This window comes from Streptomyces sp. NPDC002730, assembly GCF_042888805.1.
In the GTDB taxonomy this organism is placed as follows: domain Bacteria; phylum Actinomycetota; class Actinomycetes; order Streptomycetales; family Streptomycetaceae; genus Streptomyces.
This window is the reverse complement of record NZ_JBIAQG010000013.1, coordinates 224,130-247,694: the sequence shown is the minus strand read 5'-3', so window position 1 is coordinate 247,694 and position 23,565 is coordinate 224,130. Positions and strand designations below refer to the sequence as shown.

The window sequence follows — 23,565 nt, the reverse complement described above, 5'->3', positions numbered from 1 at the left end:
CCACGACGGGACGAAGGTCCACGACGGGACGAGGGTCCCGATGGAGCAGACCTGATCAGCTCTGATCCTCCTCATGCGGCTCGCCCGTCGCGTACGGGTTCTCCTCGCCCTCGGCGAGCACCCCCACAAACGGCTCGCCCTCCCCCGCGAAGGTGTACGCCCCGCCCTCGATCCGCCGGATCAGGCCCTGCGTCCACTCCGCACCCGAGTCCGCCGAGGAGACCCACATATTCATGATCTCGCCGATGTGCCCGATCGACTCGGGGCCGTCCTCGGGTGTGTAGTAGTCCGTCACGGAGGACCGCCACTCCTGGAGTCCGCGCACGCGCTCCTTGAGCAGCGCCACGGCCTCCTCCCGCTTCAGATCGACGATGAAGCCGATCCCCGCCGAGAGCACGTCCATCTTCTGGTCGTAGGACGTCAGCGACTCGCGCAGCAGCGCGAAGTACTCCTCGGCGCCCTTCTCGGTGATCTCGTACTCGGTACGCGGCGGCCCGCCGGCCGTGGACGGAGCGATCTCATGAGCGTGCAGCAGCCCTTGCTTCGCCATCTGCTTCAGCGCGTGATAGATCGAGCCGGGCTTGGCGTTGGACCACTCATGCGCGCCCCAGTACTCCAGGTCGTTGCGGACCTGGTAACCGTGCGCCCGCCCGTGCTGGCGTACGGCTCCGAGGACGAGCAGCCGGATCGCAGACATCCGCGTACCTTTCTATTCAACTTTGACTAGAGTAGCTGGCATGGCCGAGAAGACGATTCCGATCCTGCCGTGCCAGACCCTCCAGCCGGTGCTCGACTTCTACACCGCGCTCGGCTTCGAGGTGACCTTCCAGCAGAAGAGCCCCAATCCGTACGCCGTCGTCGAGCGCGGCGGCATCCAGCTGCAGTTCTTCGGGATGAAGAAGTACGACCCCGCCGGATCTTTCAGCACCTGCTACGTCGCCACGGACGAGGTGGACGCGCTGTACGAGTCCTTCCGCGCCGGTCTGAAGGCAGCGTACGGAAAGATCCCGACGCGCGGTCTGCCGCGCATCGGGACGCTCAAGGACATGAGCTACGGGGTGCGCCAGTTTCTGATGACCGACCCTGGCGGCAACTGCATCCGCGTCGGGAAGCAGATCACCGAGGACCAGCACCACCGGCCGGCTCCCCGGGAGACCTTCGCGCGTGCTCTGCACATGGCGACACTCTTCGCCGACTCCAAGGACGATCCGGCGGGCGCCGCGAAGATCCTGGACCGAGTGCTGGGCCTGGAGGACGAGCAGCCCACCGCCGTACAGCTCGTCCAACTCCTCGCGCTGCGGGCGGACGTCGCCGAACAGCTCCACGACGACGACACGGCGGCCCGTCTGCGTGCACGGGCCGCCACGGTGGAAGCCGGGGAGTCCTAACCCCAGTCCTGGCCACTCTCCAGGGCCACCAGCTCGAAGGCGGTCTTGCCGTCCAGCGACTCACGGACGATGTCCGCGTGGCCCGCGTGCCGGCCGATCTCCTCCACCAGGTGCAGCAGCAGCCAGCGCATCGACACCGCACCGTCCTTGGGGAACCAGGGCTGCGGGGGCAGCGGGAAGGTGTCGTTCAGACTGGGCACGGAGTGGATGAACTCGGCGGTCTCCTTGGCCACTTCGGCCCAGAAGGCCAGCATCCCGGGAACCGTCTCGTCCTCGACGAGACGGAAGCTGTCGCCCCAGGTCTCCTCGGTGCGCTGCTTCTCGTTCGGCTTCTGCTGCGCCAGCCGCAGCCAGTTCAGCTCCGTCTCCGCGACATGCTTGAGCAGTCCGGAGAGCGAGAGCTCGCCGGCGCTCGGGCGGCTCGCCGCCTGCCCCTCGGTCAGTCCGAGTACGGAGCGGCGGATCGCGCCGCGCTGCGCCTCGACGAAGGAGAGGAGCGCGCCTCGCTCGTCGCCGTGGGCCTCTGCGGGAACGTGAGTGACCATGATGTCCGCCCTTCCGGGTGCTTCACGGAGAGGCTGTCCGCCCTCCTTCTGACACCACTCACGCTACGGACCCTTGCGGTCAGGTTCTGTCCGCAAGGGTCCGTGGGCGCAAAGTCGAAGCAGGGTCGGACAGAGGGGCTGGGCAGAGGGGTTGGACAGAGGGGTTGGACACCAGGGTCAGAACGGGAACTGCGAGCGGCCGTGCTGCACCGAGATCCACTTCTGGGTGGTGAACGCCTCGATCATCGATTCACCGTTCAGCCGCCCACTGCCGGAGTGCTTCTCGCCGCCGAACGGGACGATGGGCTCGTCGTGAACAGTGCTGTCATTGATGTGGATCATGCCGGTGTTGATCCGATGCGCGATCCGTACCCCGCGCTCGACATCACCGGTGTGCACGGCGCCGCTCAAGCCGTACGGAGTGTCGTTGGCGATCCTGACCGCCTCGTCCTCCCCGTCGAACGGCACGATGAGCGCCACCGGGCCGAATATCTCCTGCGACAGGATCGGCGAGTCGTCCGCCAGGTCGGTCAGCACCGAGGGACCCACCAGATTGCCCTCGGCGGTCCCGCGCAGCAGCGCGGTCGCGCCGCCCTCCACCGTCTGCTCGACGAGCGAGGTCACCGCGTCGGCCTGCGTGGAGTTGATGAGCGGGCCGATGTGGGTCTGCGGGTCCGCCGGGTCGCCGACCTTCAGTGTCTTGACCTTGGCGACGAACTTCTCGGTGAACTCCTTCTCCACCGTCCGGTCCACCAGGATGCGGTTGGCCGCCATGCAGACCTGGCCCTGGTGCACGAAGCGGCTGAAGACCGCGGCGTCCACCGCGTAGTCGAGATCGGCGTCGTCGAGCACGATCAGCGCGCTGTTGCCGCCGAGTTCGAGGATGGCTCGCTTGAAGTTCGCCGCGCAGACGGTGGCGACATGCTGCCCCACCTTGTCGGAGCCGGTGAAGGAGATCGCCTTCGGCACCGGGTGCGCGATCAGCGCGTCCCCAATCTCCGCTATATCGGTGATGACGACATTCAGCAGACCGGCCGGCAGGCCCGCCTCCTCGAACACCTTGGCCACCAGGGATCCGCCGCAGATCGGGGTGTTCTGATGCGGCTTGAGCACCACGGCGTTGCCGAGCGCCAGCGCCGGCGCGACCGACTTGATCGACAGCAGGAAGGGGAAGTTGAAGGGGCTGATGACTCCCACGACGCCGACCGGCAGGCGGTAGACGCGGTTCTCCTTGCCATCGGTCGGCGAAGGAAGGATCCGGCCCTCGGGCCGCAGCGCCAGCTGCACCGCCTCGCGCAGGAACTCCTTGGCGAGGTGCAGCTCGAAGGCCGCCTTCAGACGGGTGCCGCCGAGCTCCGCGATGATCGTCTCGGCGATCTCCTGCTCGCGGTCCTCGATGACCCGCAGAGCACGCTCGAAGACCAGTCGGCGGGTGTACGGATTGGTCGCGGCCCAGCCCTCCTGCGCGCGCTCGGCGGCGCGGTAGGCCTGGTCCACCTCCACCGCGGTGGCGACCGGGATCGAGGCCAGCTTCTCGCCGTCGTACGGGTTGAAATCGATGATGTCCCAGGAGCCGCTTCCCGGCCTCCACTCGCCATCGATGTACTGGTGGGCCAGCTCGGTGAAGAAGGACATGTGATCCGATTCCTAACCTCAGAAGACTGCAGAGGCAGATGCCTGATGTGACGTCATCGTACTGACGTTTCAGGTGAGTTGGAGAAGACCACGGAGAAGGTCACGGCTCTCGGCCGGATCCGGACTGTCCTCCTGCAGCCGCCGCATGACCCGTTCGTACTGAGCGACCTCCTCGCGCTTGTCGAGATACAGGGCGCTGGTGAGCTGCTCCAGATAGACGATGTCGGAGAGGTCCGACTCCGGGAAGCGCAGCATGGTGAAGGCTCCGCTCTCGCCCGCGTGCCCGCCGAAGCTGAAGGGCATCACCTGCAGTGTGATGTTCGGCTGTTCGGAGATCTCGATGAGATGCCTCAACTGGCCCTGCATCACGGCCCGGTCGCCGTACGGACGGCGCAGCGCGGCCTCGTCGAGCACGGCATGGAAACGCGGCGCGCGCTCGGAGACGAGAACCTTCTGGCGCTCGAGGCGTAGCGAGACCCGGCGGTCGATCTCGGCCCGGGGCGCGTCGGGGATGCCGCGGGTGACGACGGCATGGGCGTACGCCTCGGTCTGCAACAGGCCGTGCACGAACTGCACTTCATAGATGCGGATGAGTGAGGCGGCGCCTTCCAGCCCCACATATGTCTGAAACCAGCCGGGCAGCACATCGCCGTAGCTGTGCCACCAGCCGGCGACATTGGCCTCCTTCGCAAGGCCGAGCAGGGATCCTCGTTCTGCTTCGTCGGCGACTCCGTAGAGCGTCAGCAGATCCTCGACGTCCCTCGCCTTGAAGCTCACCCGTCCCAACTCCATGCGGCTGATCTTGGATTCGGATGCGCGAATGGAGTACCCAGCCGCCTCACGGGTGATGCCACGCGATTCGCGCAGCCGCCTCAACTGTGAGCCCAACAGGATGCGCCGTACCACGGAACCGCTCGACTCGCCTGCGGTCACGACCCCAACCCTCCCCATCGCCTCATAGGTATGCCTGACGGAGCACCCCCGAACCCCGAGACCCGGGATTCTGCCACCAAAACGCTTCAGCCCGTACTCATTCGATTACGGAGATGAGAAGGCTTCGGGAAGGGGGCGAAAGAGATTGGAGGAAGAAATGAGCAAGAACCGGCACGGGAGCGGACAGGTCCGGCGCGTGCACGTGCATCTGCCCTTGCATCTGCTCTACGCATTCGGAACCATGGTCCTCGCGCACCTGCGTGCTCGTTCGTCTTGTAGCGTCACAGCCGCGATTCCCGGGAGTGCCTCGCATGGGGATGAATGGATCGACCATGCTCGAGCCGTTACGGCAGGGGCTTCCCCCCATCGATCCCGCAGCGGTTTCCAGCTCAGCCTCGTGCGCCCTGCCCGCCCGCTATGAAGCGGTGCGCGGAGCGCGGCAGTTCACCAAGGCGACGCTCGGCCAGTGGGATCTGAGCGACAGATTCGACGATGTCGCGCTGGTCGTCTCCGAACTCGTCACCAACGCCCTGCGGCACGCGCTGCCCGCGGACACTCCGCGGGAGGTTCAGGAACCGCCCGTACGGCTGCACTTGATGCGCTGGACGAGCCGGCTGGTGTGTGCGGTGCGCGACCCCAGCCATGCCAGTCCCGGGACCGGCGAGAGCGACGACATCCCTTTTCCCGACCCCAGTGGTGCGGCCGAGTCGGGCCGCGGTCTGTTCCTGGTGGACTCCTTCAGCGACAGCTGGGGCTGGCACCCGCTCGCCGGGGCGCTGCACGGAAAGGTTGTCTGGGCGCTGTTCCTGCTGGGCTAGCGCCGGGTTGAGCGGGCCCGCCTTCGGGCGGGCTAGCTCCCCACGATCAGGTGATCGAACTCCCCGTCTTTGACTCCCAGAAGCAACGCTTCTATCTCCGCAGGCGTGTATACGAGTGCGGGGCCGTCGGGGTGCCGTGAGTTGCGCATCGCCACGTCTCCGCCCGGCAACTTGGCGAACTCCACGCACGAGCCCTGGGAGTTGCTGTGTCTGCTCTTCTGCCAGACGACCCCGTGGAGCTCCGTGGCCGCGATGCCGTTGTACGCGTGGTGCACGAGTCGCTCCCGGGGACAAGGTGCATAGGTCAACTGTCCCGGATCATAGCTCTGTTCATATGCCAATGCATGAGCAGATGCACGTGCACGCGGGGTGGTCCCTCGGTTACAGCTTCTCCAGCGTCTCCCGCAGCGCCGAATCCTTCGTACACAAGGAAGAGACGTGTGCCGCGCCGTTCCGGCTCCCATGTTCAGGTAATCGATCGACCCGACATCCCCGGAGGCCGGCCGTCCGGCCCCCGGGGATGTCGTCGTCGACCCGTCAGCGGGCGGAGGAGTACGGCAGCAGTGCCATCTCCCGGGCATTCTTGATCGCCAGCGCCAGTTGGCGCTGCTGCTGGGCACTCACCCGCGTCACCCGGCGGCTGCGGATCTTGCCGCGGTCCGAGATGAACTTTCTGAGCAGGTCGGTGTCCTTGTAGTCGATATAGGTGATCCCCGCGTGGTCCAGCGGGTTGGGGCGGGACTTGACGGGCTTGCGCGGCTCGGGGCGGCGCGGGGACATCAGACCTCCAGGAGGGAGTCGAAGGCGGGCGGCAGCCGCTTCCAGGCCTCGCGGCCCGCGGCGTACTCGGCATCGGTCAACAGGCAGGATTCGAGAAGTTGTGCCAGGCCGTCGCGGTCCAGGCCCGGTGAGGTGAAGACCAGGTGCTGGCAGCAGTCACCGTGCTCGGGGTGCCAGTCCAGCGCGGCCGCGGCCCGGCGGACCGGCGGCACCAGCTCCCAGGCGGCGTCCGGCAGCGAGGCGAGCCAGGGGCCCGCGTTCTCCACGCAGAGCGCGCCGCCCGCCGCATCCCAGGCCAGCAGAGTGTCCGGGCGGTCGGCCAGCCAGAACCGGCCTCGGCTGCGGGCCGCCGCGCAGGTCAGGTCCTCCAGCGCCCGGTAGAGCCGCTCCGGGTGGAAGGGGCGGCTGCGGTGCCAGACATACGTACCGACGCCACAGTCGTCCGCGTCCTGCGGCAGCAGCGCACAGGCCGGATGCTGCGCGGCCGCGGCCGCCTCGACGTCGAAGCCGGCCAGCGCGGCGGCGGCCAATTCCGGCCCTTCGACGGCCACTTGGCGGGCGGTCGGATGCAGCTGCGCCAGCAGGGCGCGGTCCTCGTCGGAAGCACCCTCGGGGCCTTCACTGTCGACGACGGCGAGCACCGGCGCGTACTCCAGCTGGCGGGCCCAGGTGTCGGCGACGGTGCGCTGGTCGGTGGTGGCGGCTGCGAGTCCGGCGTCCATCAGGTCGTCGCCGTTGCCGAGGTACGGCAGCAGCAGCGCCGGATCGACGGCGGTGATCACCGCGGTGACGACCAGCCGTTCGCCGCCGTGCGCCGCGACGACCTCGGCCATCGCCTTGGGCTCGACCGAGTCCCAGAGCTCCACAACCGCGAGCCGGGTGGCCCCGTCGTCCGCGAGCCGTTCCAGCTCGGGCACCAGGTCCTCGCGCAGTGCGCAGCAGGCACAGTCGTTGACCAGCGGCGCCTCTCCGGTGTCGCGGACGCCGCGCGCGTCGCGGACGGTTCGGACGACCGTGCCCTGTACGGCGGTCGAGAGGTCGTGGTGGAGCGCGACACTGCCCGGCACGGTGGCCAGCAGCCGCTCCACGGCGGCCTTGCGGGCGTCGGAGTGCAGCCCGCCGACGAGCGCGACGGCCAGCTGCATCATCCCCGGCCTCCGTAACGGCGCTCGAAGCGCTCCACGCGGCCGGCCGTGTCGAGCACGCGCGCGGTCCCCGTATAGAAGGGGTGGCTCGCCGAGGAGATCTCGACATCGATGACGGGATAGGTGTTGCCGTCCGCCCACTCGACCGTCTTCTCGCCGGTGGCGGTCGAGCGGGTGAGGAACGCGAAGTCGGCCGCCTTGTCGCGGAAGACGACGGGGCCGTACGCGGGATGGATTCCGGGCTTCATGGTCGTGGGCCTCCTCGGCGGGTCAGCGCTCTTCGCGGAAATCGACGTGCCGGCCGACGACCGGGTCGTACTTGCGCAGCGTCATGCGGTCGGGGTCGTTACGGCGGTTCTTACGGGTCACATAGGTGAAGCCGGTGCCTGCCGTGGAGCGGAGCTTGATGATCGGGCGGAGTTCGTTGCGGGCCATGAGGGCTAGTATATGGAAATGGTTTCCATTACCAAATGGGGGCCAGTCAACGAGAGGTGAATCACCCGTGTCCGCGCACTGCCAGCTGACCGGCGCCCAGCCGGGCTTCGGCAACAACATCTCCCACTCGCACCGGCGCACGTCCCGCCGCTTCGACCCCAACATCCAGCGCAAGCGCTACTGGCTGCCGAGCGAGGGTCGCCATGTCCGGCTGACGCTGAGCGCCCGTGCGATCAAGACCGTCGACACCATCGGCATCGAGGCGGCCGTGGCCCGGATCCGTGCCCGCGGGGTGAAGGTCTGATGGCGAAGAAGAGCAAGATTGTCCGTAATGAGCGGCGCAAGGTGATCGTGGAGCGATACGCGGCGCGGCGGGCGGAGTTGAAGGAGATCATCCGCCGTCCGGGCACGAGCGAGTCCGAACGGCTTTCCGCGCACGCGGAGTTGCGGCGTCAGCCGCGCGACGCGAGCGCCACGCGGGTGCGGAACCGGGACAGTGTGGACGGCCGACCCCGCGGGCATCTGCGGAAGTTCGGTCTTTCCCGGGTGCGGCTTCGTGAGCAGGCGCACGCCGGATTCCTTCCAGGGGTGCGCAAGTCCTCCTGGTAGCTTGGCGCGGTCTTGCAAACCGACATGGGGGACCGATAAGTGCACAAGCTCGTACGTAGGTCAGTCGCCGCGGCGGGACTTGTCGCCGCTCTCGCGCTGACCGGCTGTGGCAGCAGCGACGACGCGGCCAAGGACAAGCCCTCCACCACGCCGACGCAGGCCGGCGGGGGAGGCGACGCCGCGAGCGGGAACATTGAGGGCGCCTGGGCAGGCGTGACCGAGAGCAAGGCCGTGTCCCTGGCCGTCACCGGTACGAAGGCGGTGCTGCTGGCCGACGGGCACGCCTGCACCGGCGAGGTGTCGGACATGGGCAAGCAGATGCTGTCGCTGAAGTGCGCGGACGGGAACACCGACCGCACGATGGGGACGATCGAGTCCAACGACGGCAAGACGCTGGTCATCTCGTGGGACGCGGGCGCGAAGGACACGCTGTCCAAGTCGGCGGCGGGCAAGCTGCCGACGGGGCTGCCGACAGGCATCCCGACACCCTGACGTACGACGTCGGTTACGGGCCTCGGACCTTCACGGGTCCGAGGTCCGTCGTCGTGCGGCCACTCTCCAGCGCGCGGCCACGACGGCGCAGGGTCGGCCGGCCCGGGACCACCGCGGAGGACGAACTTCTGCCGGCGGCGACCAAACGGTCGGCACTCGATCCAGTGCACTCCCTCACTCGTGCGAGCGAGATCGCGTGACTACCCGGATCGACTGGCGCAATGGTCTCCAGGTGCACGAGTGATCAGTACTCGGGCATCGCGTTCTCAAGAAGGAGACTTCCCATGCGTGTTCGCCGTTCCCTGTTGGCCGCTGTCGGCGCTGCAGCTCTTGTCCTCGGTCTGCCCACTGCGGCATCCGCCGCTCCCGGCCCAGTGGCCGCGATGAACCCCTGCGGGTTCTACAAGACCAGCAGCGACGCCCACTACAACCACTGCACGAGCGACGGCTCACGCGTAGTCATCGAGGTCGAGGTGTTCGGGCCCAACTACGAGCGGTGCGTGGCCCCCGGCGACACCTGGCTGGGATCGGCCGACAAGATCCAAGGTGCGTATTACGTCGGGCGCACCTGCTGACCTCGGCATGACTACGGGCCCGGGGTGCAGCGTCCCGGGCCCGTCCCGATCTTCATGCGCGTGATCACCACCCTAGCCAGGGGGGCAGCCGGCGCCGGGCGGGGCTTCTTCCGCCCGCACTGCGCCGGTTGCTCAGCCCCGGGAGGCGGCATCCGCGGCTCCTGCCGCTGCCGCTGCACAGAATTCCTCACGGGCCAAGCCGACGCAGCCGCCTGTTTTACCGTCAACTACAACTTTGCCTCCTCTTGGTGTGGCTGCGGAGGCTGTTGGGACAGCCTCGCATGCACAGGCGGTGAGCACGGAAGCGCTCCGGGGCCCTCAACTCCCGTACGGAGTCGTCCGGTTCACCGGCCCCCCAATGCACAATGCGAAAGGCACCAAGATGACGATGAACCGCGCCATGCGGCACGGCGGCCGGCTACTGGCCATAGCAGTGGCAGCATGCGGGATAGCGGCGGCGGCCGCGCCGTCCGCGGCCGCCGAGGAGCAGCCGACACGGCAGCAGCTCACGGCGGACTGCGCCTCGGGCGAGGGCAAGTGCACCTTCAACTCCCCCCAGCTCGGCGAGGCGTACCTGGGTGGGTTCCGCCAGGTCTCCGACTCGCTCTTCAACTGCAGTACGTCGGACGCCACTCAGTCCATGACCTGGAGCGACACCGTCGGCTCCACCGACTCGGTCGGCGTCTCGGTCACCGCGGGCGGCAAGATCGCGGGCATCATCGACCTGAGTGTGACGGCGAGCTACAGCCACAGCTGGTCGAGCACGCACTCGGAGAGCAGCTCCCTGGGCATGACGGTCAAACCCGGTGAAGTGGGCTGGATCTCCCGCGCCCAGGTGATGCAGCAGGTCTCCGGCACCTGGCAGACCCACTACGACAGCCCCAAGTGGGATCACTACTACTGGTTCTGGCAGGACACCGTCACCGGCCCGGCCCCGAACGGCACGGACGGCAAGAGCAACGCGGTGGTCGTCAAGAGCCGCAAGATGACCGCAGCGGAGAAGAAGTCCTGCTCCGCCGACGCCCACGACGGCCGGGCGTTCGTCCAGCAGCGCTGATCCACGGCCCCCTGCCCTGTCTCAGGTCGGGGCAGGGGGTGCGCCGTTGGACTACGCGTCGCCCAGCTCGCACCACACCGTCTTGCTGTCCGCGCCCCGGACCACACCCCAGCGCAGGGAGACCGCGTCCAGGAGGGCGAGGCCGCGTCCCGACTCGTCGTAGTCGGCAGCCCGAGCGGGCACGGGTATGGCGCCCGGGTCGGGGTCGGTGACCTCGACCCGGGTGAGCCCGCCATCAGCGCCGCTGACACGGAGGGTGACCGGGGTGCCCTCGCCGAGGTGCAGGATCACATTGCTGAGCAGTTCACTGACGCAGAGCTGTACGTCGACACACTCCTTGCCAAGATGCTGCCGCACTTTCTGTCGCAGAGCGGCCACCGCCTGCGGGACGGCGAGCAGTTCGAGCTCGAGCCGACGCCCCAGCCTCACTGCGCGGCCGCCTTCTGCAGGGCGGCGGCCAGCTCGCGGGCGGTGGCCGTGTTGCAGTTGCCGAGGGACACGAGGCTCGGTGGGCTGCTGCCGGCGAAGGTCAGGGGGTCGACGCCGAGTGAGGGCAGGGTGATGCCGAGGGCCGCCAGTGCGGTACGGAGTTGCTCAACGCAGTCGTGTACGTCGTGCGGGGCGGGATCGTTCATGCCCGTATGCCTTTCCAGTGCACTGTGTGACGAACCGCTTACACAGTGACGCGGTTCGTCGTGCCGTGAAAGGGGTCAGGGCTCGACAGAGCGAGCCGTGGAACGGTGAACCATGGCCGCACGCAAGGACATTGACGGCTCGGCGAGCATCCCCGCGCTGATCCCCGCCCGCATCTGGGCCGCCTTCATCGCGGGCATCAAGTAAGCGGAGGGTGCGCCTTCGGCATCTGCGCGCTGTCCGCCGCCGTTGTGCCGTGCTCCCAGCCCGCCAGGTCCGTCACCCCGCGCACCCGGGTGCTCGTCGTCTGCGGGAACATCCGGTCCGTGTGATCCGTGACCGCCACGTCCCGGGACGCCAGTACGGGCAGCAGGTCCTCCGCGGCGGTCACGCTCTTGGTCGCCGCCGCCAGCCGCTCCCCCAGCCGGCTCGCGTACGCCATCAGGAACGACTGCCGGAAAGTCTTCGTCCGCTTGCGACCACCGGCGCGCTGGCCCGCCTCCGCCCGCGTCATCGCCGCCGTCCCCTGCACCAGCAGCGAGGTGTACAGCAGCTCGACACCCTCCAGATCGGCCTCGAAGCCGACGACCGTCGAGAAGCCGAAGCCGCTGTTCCACACCGCGCGGCAGCGGTTCGCAGAGGCGACCGCGTCGAGCAGGATCGCCTTGGCCGTCTCGTACGGCGCGTCCACGCCGATCCGGCAGGCCGCGGGCGCATCGGCCCGGTGGGTCTGCGCGGCGAGCACCGCCTCGTCGATGCTGTGCCGCGCCATCAGCTCCTGTGCCTTGGCAGTGAGCGCCTCCGCCTCCTCCGGATAACCCGTCGCCTCCGCCTTGGCGAGCAGCGCGCGGATCCGGGTGAGCATGCGCGGTTCCCCGGCCGACGGGACCACGTGCAGGGCGGAAGCACCCGGCACCGGGCCGACGGGCTCGATCGAGGGCAGCCGGGCCAGCAACCGGTACAGCTCCAGCACCGCCGTCGCGTACGAGAAGCGGTCGACGCGCCACTCCCCCGCCTCAAGATCGGCTAGCTGCGCGGACCAGCGGGGCGGGAGCCGCTCCCCGTACCGCTTCGTCTCCGCGGCGATCAGGCCGCAGACGAGCCGGACATGGTGTTCGTCCAGGTCGCGCCGGACGATCCGTACGACATCGGCCGGCTGCCAGCCCCGCTCCCACGCCCGGCGGACAAACTCCTCGCCGCGCAGCCGCAGTTCCGCATCGGCCGCCCGGTCCGCCGCGAGCAGCGAGGCCGCGGTGTCCAGCGCCGAGTCGTCCGCCACGTACAGCGCACCTGCCAGCGCCTTCTCGACCGTACTCACGTACCGATGATCCCAGGTGGTTCGGCCGGCCCCACCCCGAGGCCCGAGTCACCCGACCCCGACAGTCACCCGACCCCGACAGTCACCCGACCCCGACCGGCATCGGTTGCGGCATCGGCGGAGCGGTATGTACGGCCTAGCTGTCCCCGCCCTCGTCGATCAGTCGCCGCACCTCGCGGTCGATCAGCCCGAGGCGCGCCTCCGCCACCAGCGGCACGGCCCTCCGCTGGCGGCGCGCCTCGTGGACGTCGATGTCGACGGTGACCAGGCCTGGCTCCCACTTGGGAGCCTGGGCCACCACGGCTCCGCGCGGGTCCACGACGCGGGACCCGCCCCAGAACGACGCGCCGTTCTCGCTCCCCACCCGGTTCACGAAGACGACCCAGCACTGGAGCATCCGTGCCGTGTAGGACAGCAGCGTGTCCCAGTACAGGCCTGTGTCCATCGCCTCCGGATCGAGGCTGGCCGCGCTGTTCGTGGGCACGATGATGACCTCGGCGCCGTCCTGCACGGCCAGCCACGGCAGCACCGGCTGCCAGGCGTCGTTGCAGACGAGGGTCGCGGCCCGGCCCTGGCCGCGCGGCAGGTCGTACGCGCGCACCGACTGGCCCGGACTGACGTGCTTGCGCTCCTCCCACGCCAGATAGTTGGGGAGGTACAACTTCCGGTGCGCGTGCAGCAGTTCACCACCGCTGTAGTACGCGGAGGTGTTGTACGCCCGCAGCCGGGTGTGCTCGTGGAGTCCGGCCACCACATCCGGGCCGAGCGTCCCCAGCTCCAGCAGCCGCGGATCGCGCGCCTCCACCGAGGTGTCCCGCTTCAGCGCGCCCAGGTGGTAGCCGTGCAGGCTCAGCTCCGGGAAGACGACGAGGTCCGCGCCCTGGGCGGCGGCCTGCTCGATCTGCTCGCGAGCCGTCCGGAGATTCTGGTCCACCTCACCCAGTGCGCAGTCGGTCTGTGCCAGTGCCACTCGCATGGACCAAGCCTCGCAGCGCCGCGACGATCGGGCACTTCGGGCGGGACCGTACGGATACGGGCCCGCCCCGGGAAGAGCGCGGCCCGTCAGGCGCTGCGCACGCTCTGCTTCGCCAGCTCGTAGGCCGGGAGCATCTGCTCGTGCTCCTCCGAGTCCAGTCCGCCGAGGTGCAGGACGACCACACCGCGCGGTGTCGTGAAGGCGAGCGCCCGCTCCTTCTTGGGCGCGTCCAGGAACTCGTTGGTGTTGAGGTAGGTCACCTCGGCGGCGGCGTACTGGCCCGCCTTCGTCGCGCTGTACGCGACCTTGTCACGGCTCTTGGCCTCCGCCGCGACAAACGCTTCGAGCGCCTTGCGCGCATCGTCGCCGCTGCCGCCGCCGGTCCAGACACGGAGAAAGCCGATGTTCCCGGCCGGCTTCGCGTCGATCTCGCAGACGAGAGTGACGAGGCCCTGCTTCGGCAGCCCGAACTCCGGGTCGTCCTTGACGGCCTTCGGCTTCCAGTCCGCCGCGAGGTCGAACGAGACGGGCAGTGCGCACGGCGAACCCGCGGCTCCGACCGCGCCGCCCTTCGCGGCACTCTTCGTCCCGCCCTTCGCGGCTGTCTTCGCCCCGCCCTTCGCGGCTGTCTTCGCCCCGCCCGCCGGCCCGTCCGGCTCGGGCTCCGACGAACAGCCGGTCAGCACCACCATCGCCAGCACCGCCGGGACCAGTCCCGCAGCTGTGCCGCGCATCAGACCTCGTACCACGATTCCCCACCCCTGGGTCAGTTCGAACACGCATGATCGATCCTAGAGAGGCCGACCGCCGTGGAGGGACGTGGGATGGGCGAGAACAAGGACCGCATGCTGGCCGGCGAGTGGTACCTCCCGGACGACCCCGAGCTGGGCGCGGACACCGAGCGGCGCTCCGCGCTCTGCGCCGCGTACAACGCGAACGGCGGCGCGGCCCCCGGCCGGCGCGCGGAGATCCTCGCCGAGCTGCTCGGCTCGGTGGGCGAGGACGTACGCATCCGGCCGCCGTTCCAGTGCGACTACGGCCGCTGCATCTCCATCGGCGACCGTACGTTCATCAACTTCAACGCGGTCTTCCTGGACGCCGCTCCGATCACGGTCGGCGCGGACGTACAGATCGGACCGAACGTCCAACTCCTGACCCCCGCACATGAGTTGGACACCGAACGACGCCGGGCAGGCTGGGAGAGGGCCTCCCCCATCACCATCGGCGACAACGTCTGGCTGGGCGGCGGGGTGATCGTCTGCCCCGGCGTGACCATCGGCGAGAACACCGTGGTCGGCGCCGGCTCCGTGGTCACCAAGGACCTGCCGGCCGGGGTGCTCGCAGTGGGCAACCCGGCCCGCGTCGTCCGTACGCTCACCCCCACAGTCACCCCTCGGACGGAGTGATCACCAGCTTTCCGCGCACATGGCCCGTCTCGCTCAGCGCGTGGGCCTTGGCCGCCTCGGCAAGCGGGAAGACCTCCGCGACCGGAATCCGGATCCTGCCGTCGGCCGCCAGCCGGACGTGCTCCGCCAGAGCGATCTCCGGCGACTCCGTGCCGCCCGCCGAGAAGTGGACTCCGTGCGCGGCCGCGTCCGGGTCCGCGATCGTGATGATCCGGTCCGTGGTGCCGCCACGCAGCTCGACCGAGGCCGGCAGCGCGTCCTTGCCCGCCGCGTCGAAGACGGCGTCCACACCCTGGGGAGCGGCCGCGCGGACGCGCTCGACGAGACCGTCGCCGTACGCGACCGGAGTCGCGCCCAGCTCCCGCAGAGGGTCGTGGTTGGCCGGGGATGCCGTGCCGATGACCGTCACACCGGCTGCCACGGCGAGCTGGACGGCCACCACGCCGACCACCCCCGCGGCCCCGTGCAGCAGCAGCGTCTCGCCGCTGCGCACGCCGAGCAGATCGAGCACCCGCTGGGCGGTCTCGGTCGCGACCGGCAGGGCCGCGGCCTCCGCCCAGCCCAGTCCGGCCGGTTTGGGGACGAAGGACTCGGCCAGGGCGTACTGCGCATACGCACCGGTGGTGGTCCAGCCCAGCACCTCGTCGCCGACCGCGGCGGCCGTCACGCCCTCGCCGACCTCGTCGACGATCCCGGCGAACTCCAGGCCCGGGATCGCGGGAAGGGCCGTCGGGAACTGCTGCTCCATCCAGCCGTAACGGATCTTGTAGTCGAGCGGGTTGACCCCCGCGGCCATGACCTTCACCCGCACCTGGCCGGGACCGGCGTGCGGCTCATCGGCCTGCGCCGGGCTCAGTACCTCGGGTCCACCGAACTCTTCGAAGACGATCGCTTCCATGTCTGGCTCCTTCCGCCGGGATCAACCCTCGGTCTCCGGCGGGCCAGGACCGGCCAGTCTTTCGGATGGTTCGACCTGGCTGAAGGGACAGCCGCCCGCGCCGCTCGCGGCCGTACGCTGGCCGTCATGGAACTCACCGGATCCGTGCCCGCCGCGCCCGCCCTGGCCGCCGCCTACGAGGTGATCCGGCAGCCGCTGGGCCAGATCCTGCCGCGGCTGTCCGCGACCCTGGGCACGATCGTCCCGCATCTGGCCGCCGCCGAGCTGTCGACGAACTGCGCGCACTCGCCGTTCAAGACGTACGGCGACAGCGGTTCGCCGGCCGGACGGATCACCGCCGCCGAACTGCATCCGCTGGTCGCCTCGGTGCCCGCCGGGCAGCCCTGGCAGGGCACGGCCGGCATCGGCGGGGCCGAGCATCCGGTGCTCGCGGTGGCCAGCGACGCGACGCCGCGAGGGGCGCTGCTGGTCCTCGTACGGAGCGAGGACAGCGTCCTCGCCGCGTCCGACACCGCCGTCGTACAGGCCATGTGGGACCTGGTGACCAGCCATCGCGACCGGCTCGCCACCGAGGCCACGCCGGGCACGCTCGCCCAGTCGCGGGCCTCCGCCGGGGAGCGGGCCAGGGTGATCGCCGAGCTGACCGAGACACATGCGACGGCGCTGTCCGGGCTGCTCGGCGTGTTGCGCAGCCGGGGTATGGACGACGCGGCCGCCCGCACCACGGCCGTCGAGCTGGCCGTCACCGCGCTGGTCGAACTGCGCGCCGAGACGGAACGGGACCAGGCGGTCGCCGAGGAACCCGCCGGGCAGGCCTTCGCCCGGCTCGCGGACTCGCTGCGGCCGATGCTGCGCTACAGCCCCGTCCGACTGGAGCTGGGCGCGCCCGACAGCAGCCGGCCGCTGGCCGCCGATGTCGCGCACGCGGCGCGCGCGGTCGTACGGGCGGTGCTGCTGACCGTCCTCGAGCAGGACGATGTGAACCGGATCCATGTCGGCTGGCATCTCACCGAGAACGAGCTGCGCGCGACGGTACGGGACGACGGCCCCGGCGAGCTCTCCACCTGCACGCTCGGCCCGCACCGGGTCGGCGAGCGGCTCGAAGTGCTGGGCGGGCGGCTGGACGTCGACGCGGTGCCGGGCTGGGGCACCACGGTCACGGCGACGATCCCGCTCGGAGCGCCGGAGACCCCGCGCGCCGATCCGCTCGCCTCGCTGGGGGCCCGGGAGCTGGAGGTGCTGACGCATCTGGCCCGCGGGCACCGCAATCGCCGGATCGCGCAGGAGCTGCACATCAGCGAGTCGACGGTGAAGTTCCACGTCGCGAACATCCTGACCAAGCTGGGGGTGGCGTCGCGCGGCGAGGCGTCGGCGGTCTTCCACGCGGTGGCCTGACACTCCGCGCTCTGCGTTGTCGGCTCCGCCGCGTTGTCAGACCCGGCTGCCACACTCGCATCCATGAGCGAACGATGGGCTCTGGCGGCGGCGGAGGGTGACGGGGCGCGGCTCGTCCCCCTCGGCCCCGACGGCCTGCCCGCCGGGCCCGTCCAGGAGGAGCCCGACCTGGTCGAGGCCGTCCGCTCCCGGCCGGAGGTCGGCAGGTGGGTCTGGCGCTCCACCGCCGAGATCTATCCGCGGCTGCTGGCGGCCGGGGTCCGGGTCGAGCGGTGTTACGACATCGAGGACGCGGAGCTGCTGCTGCTCGGCCACGAGGGCCGGCTCGGGGAGCCCCGTTCGGCGGCGGCAGCCTGGGCGCGGCTGCGCAACGCTCCCGTACCGCCCGATCCGCCGCAGCGCGCGGCCGAACCGGGCTCGCAGTCCTCGCTCTTCGAGCCGCAGCCCGTCTCCGTACCGCTGGAGGCTCTCCTCGAGGTCTACGCCGATCAGCAGCGAAGACACGATGCCGCCGAGCATCCGGGGCGGATGCGGCTGCTGACCGCGGCCGAGTCGGCCGGGATGCTGGTGGCCGCCGAGATGAACCGCTCGGGGCTCCCGTGGCGGGCGGACGTGCACCGGGCGCTGCTGCACGAGCTGCTGGGCGAGCGGTACGCGGGCGGCGGCGAGCCGCGCCGGCTTGCGGAACTCGCGGACGAGGTGTCGGCCGCGTTCGGCCGTCGGGTGCGGCCGGATCTGCCGGCGGATGTGGTCAAGGCGTTCGCGCAGGCCGGGATCAGGCTGAAGTCCACGCGGCGCTGGGAGCTGGAGGAGCTCGACCATCCGGCCGTGAAGCCGCTGATCGAGTACAAGAAGCTGTACCGGATCTGGACGGCGCACGGCTGGGGCTGGCTCCAGGACTGGGTCCGTGACGGGCGGTTCCGGCCCGAGTATCTGCCCGGCGGCACGGTCTCGGGCCGCTGGACGACCAATGGCGGCGGGGCACTTCAGATCCCGAAGGTCATCCGGCGGGCGGTGGTCGCCGACGAGGGCTGGCGGCTGGTGGTCGCGGACGCCGATCAGATGGAGCCGCGCGTGCTGGCCGCGATCTCCCGCGACCCCGGCCTGATGGATGTGGCGGGACACGAGGGCGATCTGTACGCGGCCCTGTCCCACCGGGCGTTCTCCGGCGACCGCGACCACGCCAAGGTCGCGCTGCTCGGCGCGATCTACGGCCAGACGTCGGGCGACGGCCTGAAGAACCTGGCCATGCTGCGGCGCAGATTCCCGAAGGCCGTGGCATACGTCGACGAGGCGGCGCGGGCCGGCGAGGAGGGCCGGCTCGTACGGACCTGGCTGGGCCGGACCAGCCCGCGGGCGGCGGGCTCGGGCGACGACGACGAGGCGGGGATCCCGCAGGCGAGTGAGGAACTCCCGTCCCCAGAAAGCGAGTTCACGCCCGGATACGCCTCGTCGAACGCGCGGGCGCGGGGCCGCTTCACCCGTAACTTCGTGGTGCAGGGCAGTGCGGCGGACTGGGCGCTGCTGATGCTGGCGGCGCTGCGGCAGTCCACTGCGGAGATACGGGCCGAGTTGGTGTTCTTCCAGCACGACGAGGTGATCGTGCACTGCCCGGCGGAGGAGGCGGAGGACGTCGCGAAGGCGATCCGGGCGGCCGGGGAGCTGGCCGGGCGGATCGCCTTCGGGGAGACGCCGGTGCGGTTTCCGTTCACGACGGCGGTGGTTCAGTGCTACGCGGATGCGAAGTGAGGGATCTTGTGGCTTGAGGCACCTTGCGGCTTGAGAGATGCCCTGCGGCTTGAGGCACCTTGCTGCTAGCGGGCCGCGAGCCACGCCGGGTCCGTGGCGATGGCCTTCATCTCCGCCATCGTGATCAGGGGCTTTTTGCCGCTCTTGAGCGAGTTGGGGGTGGGGGAGTTGTAGGCGGAGACCTGCATCGTCAGACCGTTCGGCCGGAAGGTGTCGACCTGTCGGTGCAGGACGCCCGGATGCGCGCCCGCCTTCTCCACGGCGGCCAACTTCAGACCGTCCGGGCGGGTCTCCGTCCAGACGGCCTCCCCGCCGGCCGTCCGCACCGCCTCGATGTAGGTGCGGTCCCCGGTGTTCCTGTCGATCACGACGACGTGACCGTCGGCACCGTTGGCTCCCTCGGAGACAACCTCGAGGCGCTTGGGCAGCAGGAACTTGAGGATGGGCAGTATGTCGCCATGTTCATCCCAGGAACCCGGCTTCACATCACCGAACGGGTTCGGCTCACCGGCTGTGGTGAACGAGCCTTCCACGAACAGCGCGAGATGGCGCAACTTGCCGGGGGTCATCCGCGGATTGCGGCCCGCCGGCGACTCCCCCTGCTCCCCCTTCAGATTGTTGGTGGCGAGCTCGATGAGGTACCCGCTGGACGAGACCGTCGTGACCGCCCACTTCTTGACGCCGCCCGCCTTGCCCGCATCGGTGTACCCCTTCACGGCCCTGTTGCCGGGCTGCACCGTGCACTCCTCGTACGGCGATCCCTTCTGGGGCGGGCACGTGATCAGCTTCTTGAGCTTCGGGTCCCCCGGTTCGACACGGCGGACCGACAGCGTCACGGTCGCACCGCCCCAGCCGTCCTCGAAGACGATGGACGAAGTCGCGGCCTTGGCCGCTTCGGAGCTTCCGCTGCCCTGCAGCTTCGGACGGGCCACGATGATCCCCGCCCTTTCCATACCGTTCTGCAGGATGTTCTTCATCTCGTCGGCCGTGACCTTGAAGTGCCCCGAGCCCGCCGGCGGCGCCGGGTCGGTGGCCCGGTCCGCCGTGTCACCGTCGAACGATCCCCCCAGGTACAGCGCAGTCGAGGCCACGACAGCCACGGTCAGCGCGCTTCCGGCCACCGCGGAGACACGGCGGCGGGCGAGCCTGCGGCGGCCGCGGGCCAGGCCGCCGTCCACCAGAGCGCTGCCGCCCGCCGACCGGAAGGCCTCTCCGGTACGGCGCAGCGCATCGCCCAGTTCGTCTTCAAAGGGCATGATGAACCACCACTTCTGGGTCGATAAGGGAACAGAGAGCCTTAGTGGGCGGCGAACTCGGCAAGACTTCCACCCAGTTGCTCCCGGAGCTTCCCGAGCGCGCGCGTCGTTCTGGTGCGTACGGCGGCAGAGCTGACTTTCATGGCAGCGGCGGTCTCCTCGACGCTGCGATCCTCCCAGTACCGCAGCACCACCACCGCCCGGTCCTTGGGCGCGAGCCGCCCGAGCGCACCGAGCAGGGCGAGGCGCAACGCCGGGTCGTCACCGGATTGCAGAGCATTGTCGGGGACTTCGCCGATGGGGCGTTCCGTGGCGGAGCGCCGCCGCTGATGGGTGAGGAAGGTGCGGACAAGAACGGTCTGGGCGTAGCCGGCCGGATTGTCTATCCGCGACACACGGCCCCACAGCGTGTACATCCGGCCCAGCGTCTCCTGCACAAGGTCCTCGGCGAGATGGGTGTCACCACTGGTCAGGAGGCACGCTGAGCGGAAGAGGTGACTGGCGCGCCCGGCCGCGAACTCCCTGAAGTCGTCCGTGCGGGACCGTCTCATGTCTCTCCGTTCTCGTGACCGACCTTCACCCCTTTGACGCAATGACCCCCGCGGAATGTTTCACGCGGGCACGGACCGGTCGCCCAGCAACTCCCGCAGCTCCTCCAGGAGCCGCGCATGCTCCCCGTCCAGCGCCTGAAGCGCGGTGAAGGCCCGGCGCCACCGCTCTCGCGCCTCGCTCTCGCGGCCCTCCGCGTGCAGCAGCAGTCCACGCTGATGGTGGACGAGCGCCTGCATATGCGTGTCCGCCCGTGACTCGGCCCGCTCCAGCAGCAGCCCGCACTCCCGGTGGGCGTCCTCGGCGCGGCCCAGTTCGCGCAGGGCACGGACCCGGCCGATGCGGGACTGGGACTGGCCGTGCCAGTCGCCGTCCTCGCCGAGGATGGCCAGCGACTCGTCGAAGTGCCGTGCGGCTTCGGCCGGTTCGCCGAGGGTGAGATGGGCGAAGCCGATATTGCAGTGGGCGGTCTGCCGCAGGATCTCGCTGTCCAGCCGTACGCCGGCCGCCAGGCTGCGCTCGTGGTAGCCGATCGCTGCGCGGGCGTCGGTGTGCTCGTACAGATTGCCCAGATGGCTGAGGACGACCGCTTCACCGTGATCGTCGCCGAGCCTGCGGGCGTACTCGATCGCGGACTCCAGCGCACCGGCCGCCTCCTCGTACCGGCCGAGGCCCTCGAGCAGCATGCCGCGGTTGCCGAGGCCGCGCTGGATGCGGCGGTCCTCGCCGAGGGCGCGCCAGATCGTGACGGCCTGCTCGTTCAGGGAGAGGGCACGCTCGGGCCTGCCGCTGAGGAAGTTCCTGCCCGCGAGGTCGGTGAGGGCATGCGCCTCGGCCTCGGCGTCGCCTGCCGCGCGGGCGGCGGCCAGGGCCAGTTCGCCGAGGACGGCCAGTTCCTGAAGCCTGCCACGGCGCTGGAGATAGATGAAGCAGGACCGCACGAGCAGCAGCGCTGTCGGGGACACGGCCGCGTACCGCTCGGTCAGCGCCACCAGGTTGGCCAGTTCGAGATCTCCCCAGGCCAGGGCCTGTTCGGCGGTGTCGAACGGCGCGGCGTCGCCGATCGGCGGCGGCAGCCGCAGCTCGGCCTCCCGGCCGGACGGGAGCAGCGCGACACCGGTCTGGCGGGCGGACTCGGCGTACCAGCGCAGCACGCGCTCGGCGATCTGCGGCCGGTCGCCGTCCCGGTCGGCCAGTTCGCGGGCGAAGTCCCGTACCAGGTCGTGCGGGACGAACCTGCCGTACGAGACCTCCTCGAGGAGCGACACATCGACGAGCCGGTCCAGGGCGGCCGCCGCGCGCCGTTCATCGGTCTCCATCAGCCGGGCGACGGCGGGCGCACCGTACTCGGGCAGGTCCACCGCGCCGAGACGGCGCAGCGCGAGCGCCGCGTCCGGGTCGAGGCCGTCGTGCGCGACGGCGAGCGAACCGCGCACGCTCAGGTCGTCGTACTCGAGATGGTCGAGACGACCCGCCTCGGCATCCAGCAGCCCGGCGAGTACATCGGGGGTGAGCGCGCGGCGGGCGGCGAGGCGGGCGGCGACGACGCGCAGTGCGAGCGGCAGCCGCCCGCACCGTTCGACGAGCCGCTCCAGACCCTCGTCGAAGCCGCGTCCTGAGACGGATCGCAGCAGCGTCCCACTGTCCTCGGCCGACAGCGGCGCGAGCGGGAAGCGGGCAGCGCCGTCGAGCGCGGTCAGCGGGGAGCGGCTGGTGACGACGACCGCGCAGCCGCTCCCGGCCGGCAGCAGCGGCCGCACCTGCGCGGCGGACGCCGCGTCGTCGAGCACGAGCAGGGTCCGGGTGGGCGCGAGGGTGGAGCGCAGCAGGGTCGATGCCGCGTCCATGTCGTCGGGGATCTGCCGCGGGTCGACGCCGAGGTCGCGCAGCAGCGCGGCGAGTGCGTGACCGGGGTCGAGCGGGGCGCCGGGGATGGCGCCGTGCAGGTTGAAGTACAGCTGCCCGTCGGGGAATTCGTCGCGCAGCGCGTGGGCGACATGCACGGCGAGGGCGGACTTGCCGACTCCGGCCATCCCGGAGACGACGGCGGGGCTGCCGGCGCGACGCGTGAGGACAGCGCTCAGCTCGGCGACGAGCGTGTCGCGACCGGTGAAGTGGCCGGGCGCGGGCGGCAGCTGGGCGGGCCGCGGCGGCCGTGGCTCGGGCGCCGCCGCGGGTCTACGGAGCACCTCCCGGTGCGCCTCCTGGACGGCCGGGCCCGGTTCGACGCCCAGCTCCTCCACGAGCGTGCGACGCAGCGACCCGTAGGCGGCCAGCGCCTCCGCCTGGCGTCCCGTACGGTGCAGGATCAGCATCAGCTGCCGGTGGAAGGCCTCCCGCAGCGGGAACTCCGCGACCAGTGCGGCCAGTTCGGGTACGAGCACGTCATAGCGGCCCAGCTGCATCTCGGCGTCGTACCGCCACTCCAGCATCAGCAGCCGCGACTCCCGCAGCCGCTGGACAAGTGCCGGGGTGCCCTCGTCAGGGTCGTACAGACCGGCCAGCGGGCTGCCGCGCCACAGCGCGAGCCCCGCGCGGGCGGCCTCGGCCACGGCGGTCCAGTCGCCCTCGGCGTACGCGGCACGGGCGGTGCGCACGCGTGCCTCGAAGACGTCGGTGTCCAGCTCGCCCGGCTCGACCCGCAGCAGATAGCCGGGCGGTACGGCCCGCAGCCGGTCCGCCTCGGCGAGCAGCCGGCGCAGCCGCGTCACATGGTTGTGCAAGGAGGCATGGGCGGAGGCGGGCGGCTCGTCGCCCCACATGGCCGCCTTCAACTCGTCCACCGGGACTACCCGGTTGGGCCGCAGCAGCAGCGTGGCGAGCAGGGCGCGGAGCTTGGCGCTGCCGAGGGGGTGCGGCTCGCCCGCGGCATCGTGCACTGCCGGCGGACCCAGCAGGCCGAACCGCATCAGCATCCTCCACTTTCCAGCCACCGGTATGACTGTTGGCCATATGTTAGCGATCCGTTGGAGA

Annotated in this window: 28 protein-coding genes; 10 read left to right on the top strand and 18 right to left on the bottom strand. The window is 70.2% G+C overall.

Annotation, left to right across the window (positions count from 1 at the left end):
* Window positions 1–55 precede the first annotated feature (55 nt).
* Window positions 56–697, bottom strand: a complete 642-nt coding sequence (locus tag ACFYXH_RS31070) for a PadR family transcriptional regulator (RefSeq protein ID WP_389569850.1) — start codon at window positions 695–697, stop codon at window positions 56–58.
* A gap of 40 nt (window positions 698–737) precedes the next feature.
* On the opposite strand from ACFYXH_RS31070, the gene ACFYXH_RS31065 reads away from it, so the two are divergent.
* Window positions 738–1,388 (top strand): bleomycin resistance protein, encoded by a 651-nt coding sequence (locus ACFYXH_RS31065; protein ID WP_389569847.1) that lies wholly within the window; start codon window positions 738–740, stop codon window positions 1,386–1,388.
* Here ACFYXH_RS31065 and ACFYXH_RS31060 read toward each other — a convergent pair.
* From ACFYXH_RS31060 to ACFYXH_RS31050, 3 genes are all read right to left on the bottom strand, one after another.
* Window positions 1,385–1,933, bottom strand: a complete 549-nt coding sequence (locus ACFYXH_RS31060; RefSeq protein WP_389569844.1) for a DinB family protein — start codon at window positions 1,931–1,933, stop codon at window positions 1,385–1,387. The two genes, ACFYXH_RS31065 and ACFYXH_RS31060, sit on opposite strands and share 4 nt — an antisense overlap.
* Before the next feature lie 177 nt (window positions 1,934–2,110).
* Complete coding sequence (locus ACFYXH_RS31055; protein ID WP_389569841.1) at window positions 2,111–3,568, bottom strand: aldehyde dehydrogenase family protein; 1,458 nt, start codon at window positions 3,566–3,568, stop codon at window positions 2,111–2,113.
* A gap of 69 nt (window positions 3,569–3,637) precedes the next feature.
* Complete coding sequence (locus tag ACFYXH_RS31050) at window positions 3,638–4,501, bottom strand: helix-turn-helix transcriptional regulator (RefSeq protein WP_362689250.1); 864 nt, start codon at window positions 4,499–4,501, stop codon at window positions 3,638–3,640.
* 311 nt (window positions 4,502–4,812) lie between these two features.
* Here ACFYXH_RS31050 and ACFYXH_RS31045 point away from each other — a divergent pair, with 311 nt between their 5' ends.
* Window positions 4,813–5,319 carry an ATP-binding protein gene (locus ACFYXH_RS31045; RefSeq protein ID WP_389569837.1) on the top strand — a complete coding sequence of 169 codons (507 nt, stop codon included), beginning with the start codon at window positions 4,813–4,815 and terminating at the stop codon, window positions 5,317–5,319.
* Window positions 5,320–5,351: 32 nt separating this feature from the next.
* On the opposite strand, the gene ACFYXH_RS31040 is transcribed toward ACFYXH_RS31045, so the two are convergent.
* The 5 genes from ACFYXH_RS31040 to rpmG form a co-directional block, all read right to left on the bottom strand.
* Complete coding sequence (locus tag ACFYXH_RS31040) at window positions 5,352–5,594, bottom strand: DUF397 domain-containing protein (RefSeq protein WP_327325248.1); 243 nt, start codon at window positions 5,592–5,594, stop codon at window positions 5,352–5,354.
* Between the two features lie 262 nt (window positions 5,595–5,856).
* Complete coding sequence (gene rpsR / locus ACFYXH_RS31035) at window positions 5,857–6,099, bottom strand: 30S ribosomal protein S18 (RefSeq protein ID WP_389569834.1); 243 nt, start codon at window positions 6,097–6,099, stop codon at window positions 5,857–5,859.
* A complete protein-coding gene (locus ACFYXH_RS31030) occupies window positions 6,099–7,244 on the bottom strand; it encodes a CobW family GTP-binding protein (RefSeq protein WP_389570048.1) in 1,146 nt (381 codons plus the stop codon). The genes rpsR and ACFYXH_RS31030 overlap by 1 nt, the downstream gene beginning before the upstream one ends.
* On the bottom strand, window positions 7,244–7,492 hold the full coding sequence (locus ACFYXH_RS31025) for a type B 50S ribosomal protein L31 (protein WP_389569831.1): 249 nt from the start codon (window positions 7,490–7,492) through the stop codon (window positions 7,244–7,246). The genes ACFYXH_RS31030 and ACFYXH_RS31025 overlap by 1 nt, the downstream gene beginning before the upstream one ends.
* 22 nt (window positions 7,493–7,514) lie before the next feature.
* Window positions 7,515–7,679: a 50S ribosomal protein L33 gene (gene rpmG / locus ACFYXH_RS31020; protein WP_327325245.1), complete on the bottom strand. Its 165-nt coding sequence runs from the start codon at window positions 7,677–7,679 to the stop codon at window positions 7,515–7,517.
* 67 nt (window positions 7,680–7,746) lie between these two features.
* Between rpmG and rpmB the strand changes: the two genes are divergently transcribed.
* The 5 genes from rpmB to ACFYXH_RS30995 all read left to right on the top strand — a co-directional run bounded on the left by rpmB (window position 7,747) and on the right by ACFYXH_RS30995 (window position 10,412).
* Window positions 7,747–7,983, top strand: coding sequence for a 50S ribosomal protein L28 (gene rpmB / locus ACFYXH_RS31015; protein WP_324987944.1), 237 nt, complete (start codon window positions 7,747–7,749; stop codon window positions 7,981–7,983).
* Window positions 7,983–8,288, top strand: a complete 306-nt coding sequence (gene rpsN / locus ACFYXH_RS31010) for a 30S ribosomal protein S14 (RefSeq protein ID WP_389569827.1) — start codon at window positions 7,983–7,985, stop codon at window positions 8,286–8,288. Before rpmB ends, rpsN begins: the two co-directional genes overlap by 1 nt.
* A 39-nt stretch (window positions 8,289–8,327) precedes the next feature.
* Window positions 8,328–8,780: a hypothetical protein gene (locus tag ACFYXH_RS31005; protein ID WP_389569824.1), complete on the top strand. Its 453-nt coding sequence runs from the start codon at window positions 8,328–8,330 to the stop codon at window positions 8,778–8,780.
* Between the two features lie 284 nt (window positions 8,781–9,064).
* Complete coding sequence (locus tag ACFYXH_RS31000) at window positions 9,065–9,355, top strand: DUF6355 family natural product biosynthesis protein (protein WP_389569821.1); 291 nt, start codon at window positions 9,065–9,067, stop codon at window positions 9,353–9,355.
* 358 nt (window positions 9,356–9,713) lie between these two features.
* A complete protein-coding gene (locus ACFYXH_RS30995; RefSeq protein ID WP_389569818.1) occupies window positions 9,714–10,412 on the top strand; it encodes a hypothetical protein in 699 nt (232 codons plus the stop codon).
* A gap of 51 nt (window positions 10,413–10,463) precedes the next feature.
* On the opposite strand, the gene ACFYXH_RS30990 is transcribed toward ACFYXH_RS30995, so the two are convergent.
* The 5 genes from ACFYXH_RS30990 to ACFYXH_RS30970 all read right to left on the bottom strand — a co-directional run bounded on the left by ACFYXH_RS30990 (window position 10,464) and on the right by ACFYXH_RS30970 (window position 14,118).
* Window positions 10,464–10,841: an ATP-binding protein gene (locus tag ACFYXH_RS30990; protein ID WP_389569815.1), complete on the bottom strand. Its 378-nt coding sequence runs from the start codon at window positions 10,839–10,841 to the stop codon at window positions 10,464–10,466.
* Window positions 10,838–11,047, bottom strand: coding sequence for a hypothetical protein (locus ACFYXH_RS30985; protein ID WP_389569812.1), 210 nt, complete (start codon window positions 11,045–11,047; stop codon window positions 10,838–10,840). The genes ACFYXH_RS30990 and ACFYXH_RS30985 overlap by 4 nt, the downstream gene beginning before the upstream one ends.
* A gap of 197 nt (window positions 11,048–11,244) precedes the next feature.
* On the bottom strand, window positions 11,245–12,363 hold the full coding sequence (locus ACFYXH_RS30980; RefSeq protein ID WP_389569809.1) for a DUF2786 domain-containing protein: 1,119 nt from the start codon (window positions 12,361–12,363) through the stop codon (window positions 11,245–11,247).
* Window positions 12,364–12,499: 136 nt separating this feature from the next.
* Window positions 12,500–13,339 (bottom strand): nitrilase-related carbon-nitrogen hydrolase, encoded by an 840-nt coding sequence (locus ACFYXH_RS30975; RefSeq protein ID WP_389569806.1) that lies wholly within the window; start codon window positions 13,337–13,339, stop codon window positions 12,500–12,502.
* An 86-nt stretch (window positions 13,340–13,425) separates the two neighbouring features.
* Window positions 13,426–14,118 (bottom strand): lipoprotein, encoded by a 693-nt coding sequence (locus ACFYXH_RS30970; protein WP_389569801.1) that lies wholly within the window; start codon window positions 14,116–14,118, stop codon window positions 13,426–13,428.
* Window positions 14,119–14,163: 45 nt separating this feature from the next.
* Between ACFYXH_RS30970 and ACFYXH_RS30965 the strand changes: the two genes are divergently transcribed.
* Window positions 14,164–14,745, top strand: a complete 582-nt coding sequence (locus ACFYXH_RS30965) for a sugar O-acetyltransferase (RefSeq protein ID WP_389569797.1) — start codon at window positions 14,164–14,166, stop codon at window positions 14,743–14,745.
* Here the strand turns inward: ACFYXH_RS30965 and ACFYXH_RS30960 are convergent.
* Window positions 14,726–15,643: an NADP-dependent oxidoreductase gene (locus tag ACFYXH_RS30960; RefSeq protein WP_389569794.1), complete on the bottom strand. Its 918-nt coding sequence runs from the start codon at window positions 15,641–15,643 to the stop codon at window positions 14,726–14,728. The genes ACFYXH_RS30965 and ACFYXH_RS30960 overlap by 20 nt on opposite strands.
* A 126-nt stretch (window positions 15,644–15,769) precedes the next feature.
* On the opposite strand from ACFYXH_RS30960, the gene ACFYXH_RS30955 reads away from it, so the two are divergent.
* Together ACFYXH_RS30955 and ACFYXH_RS30950 are read left to right on the top strand one after the other, a co-directional pair.
* Entirely contained in the window at window positions 15,770–17,038 is a 1,269-nt protein-coding gene (locus ACFYXH_RS30955) for a LuxR C-terminal-related transcriptional regulator (protein WP_389569791.1), read from the top strand.
* Between the two features lie 63 nt (window positions 17,039–17,101).
* Complete coding sequence (locus ACFYXH_RS30950; protein ID WP_389569788.1) at window positions 17,102–18,787, top strand: bifunctional 3'-5' exonuclease/DNA polymerase; 1,686 nt, start codon at window positions 17,102–17,104, stop codon at window positions 18,785–18,787.
* Between the two features lie 65 nt (window positions 18,788–18,852).
* Here the strand turns inward: ACFYXH_RS30950 and ACFYXH_RS30945 are convergent, their stop codons facing one another.
* The 3 genes from ACFYXH_RS30945 to ACFYXH_RS30935 are packed head-to-tail and all read right to left on the bottom strand — an operon-like array spanning window position 18,853 to window position 23,501.
* Window positions 18,853–20,043, bottom strand: a complete 1,191-nt coding sequence (locus ACFYXH_RS30945; RefSeq protein WP_389569785.1) for a hypothetical protein — start codon at window positions 20,041–20,043, stop codon at window positions 18,853–18,855.
* A gap of 41 nt (window positions 20,044–20,084) precedes the next feature.
* A complete protein-coding gene (locus ACFYXH_RS30940; protein ID WP_389569782.1) occupies window positions 20,085–20,594 on the bottom strand; it encodes a SigE family RNA polymerase sigma factor in 510 nt (169 codons plus the stop codon).
* Between the two features lie 60 nt (window positions 20,595–20,654).
* The gene (locus ACFYXH_RS30935) at window positions 20,655–23,501 is read right to left on the bottom strand and encodes a BTAD domain-containing putative transcriptional regulator (RefSeq protein WP_389570045.1); all 2,847 of its coding nucleotides are present in this window, start codon (window positions 23,499–23,501) and stop codon (window positions 20,655–20,657) included.
* Window positions 23,502–23,565 lie beyond the last annotated feature (64 nt).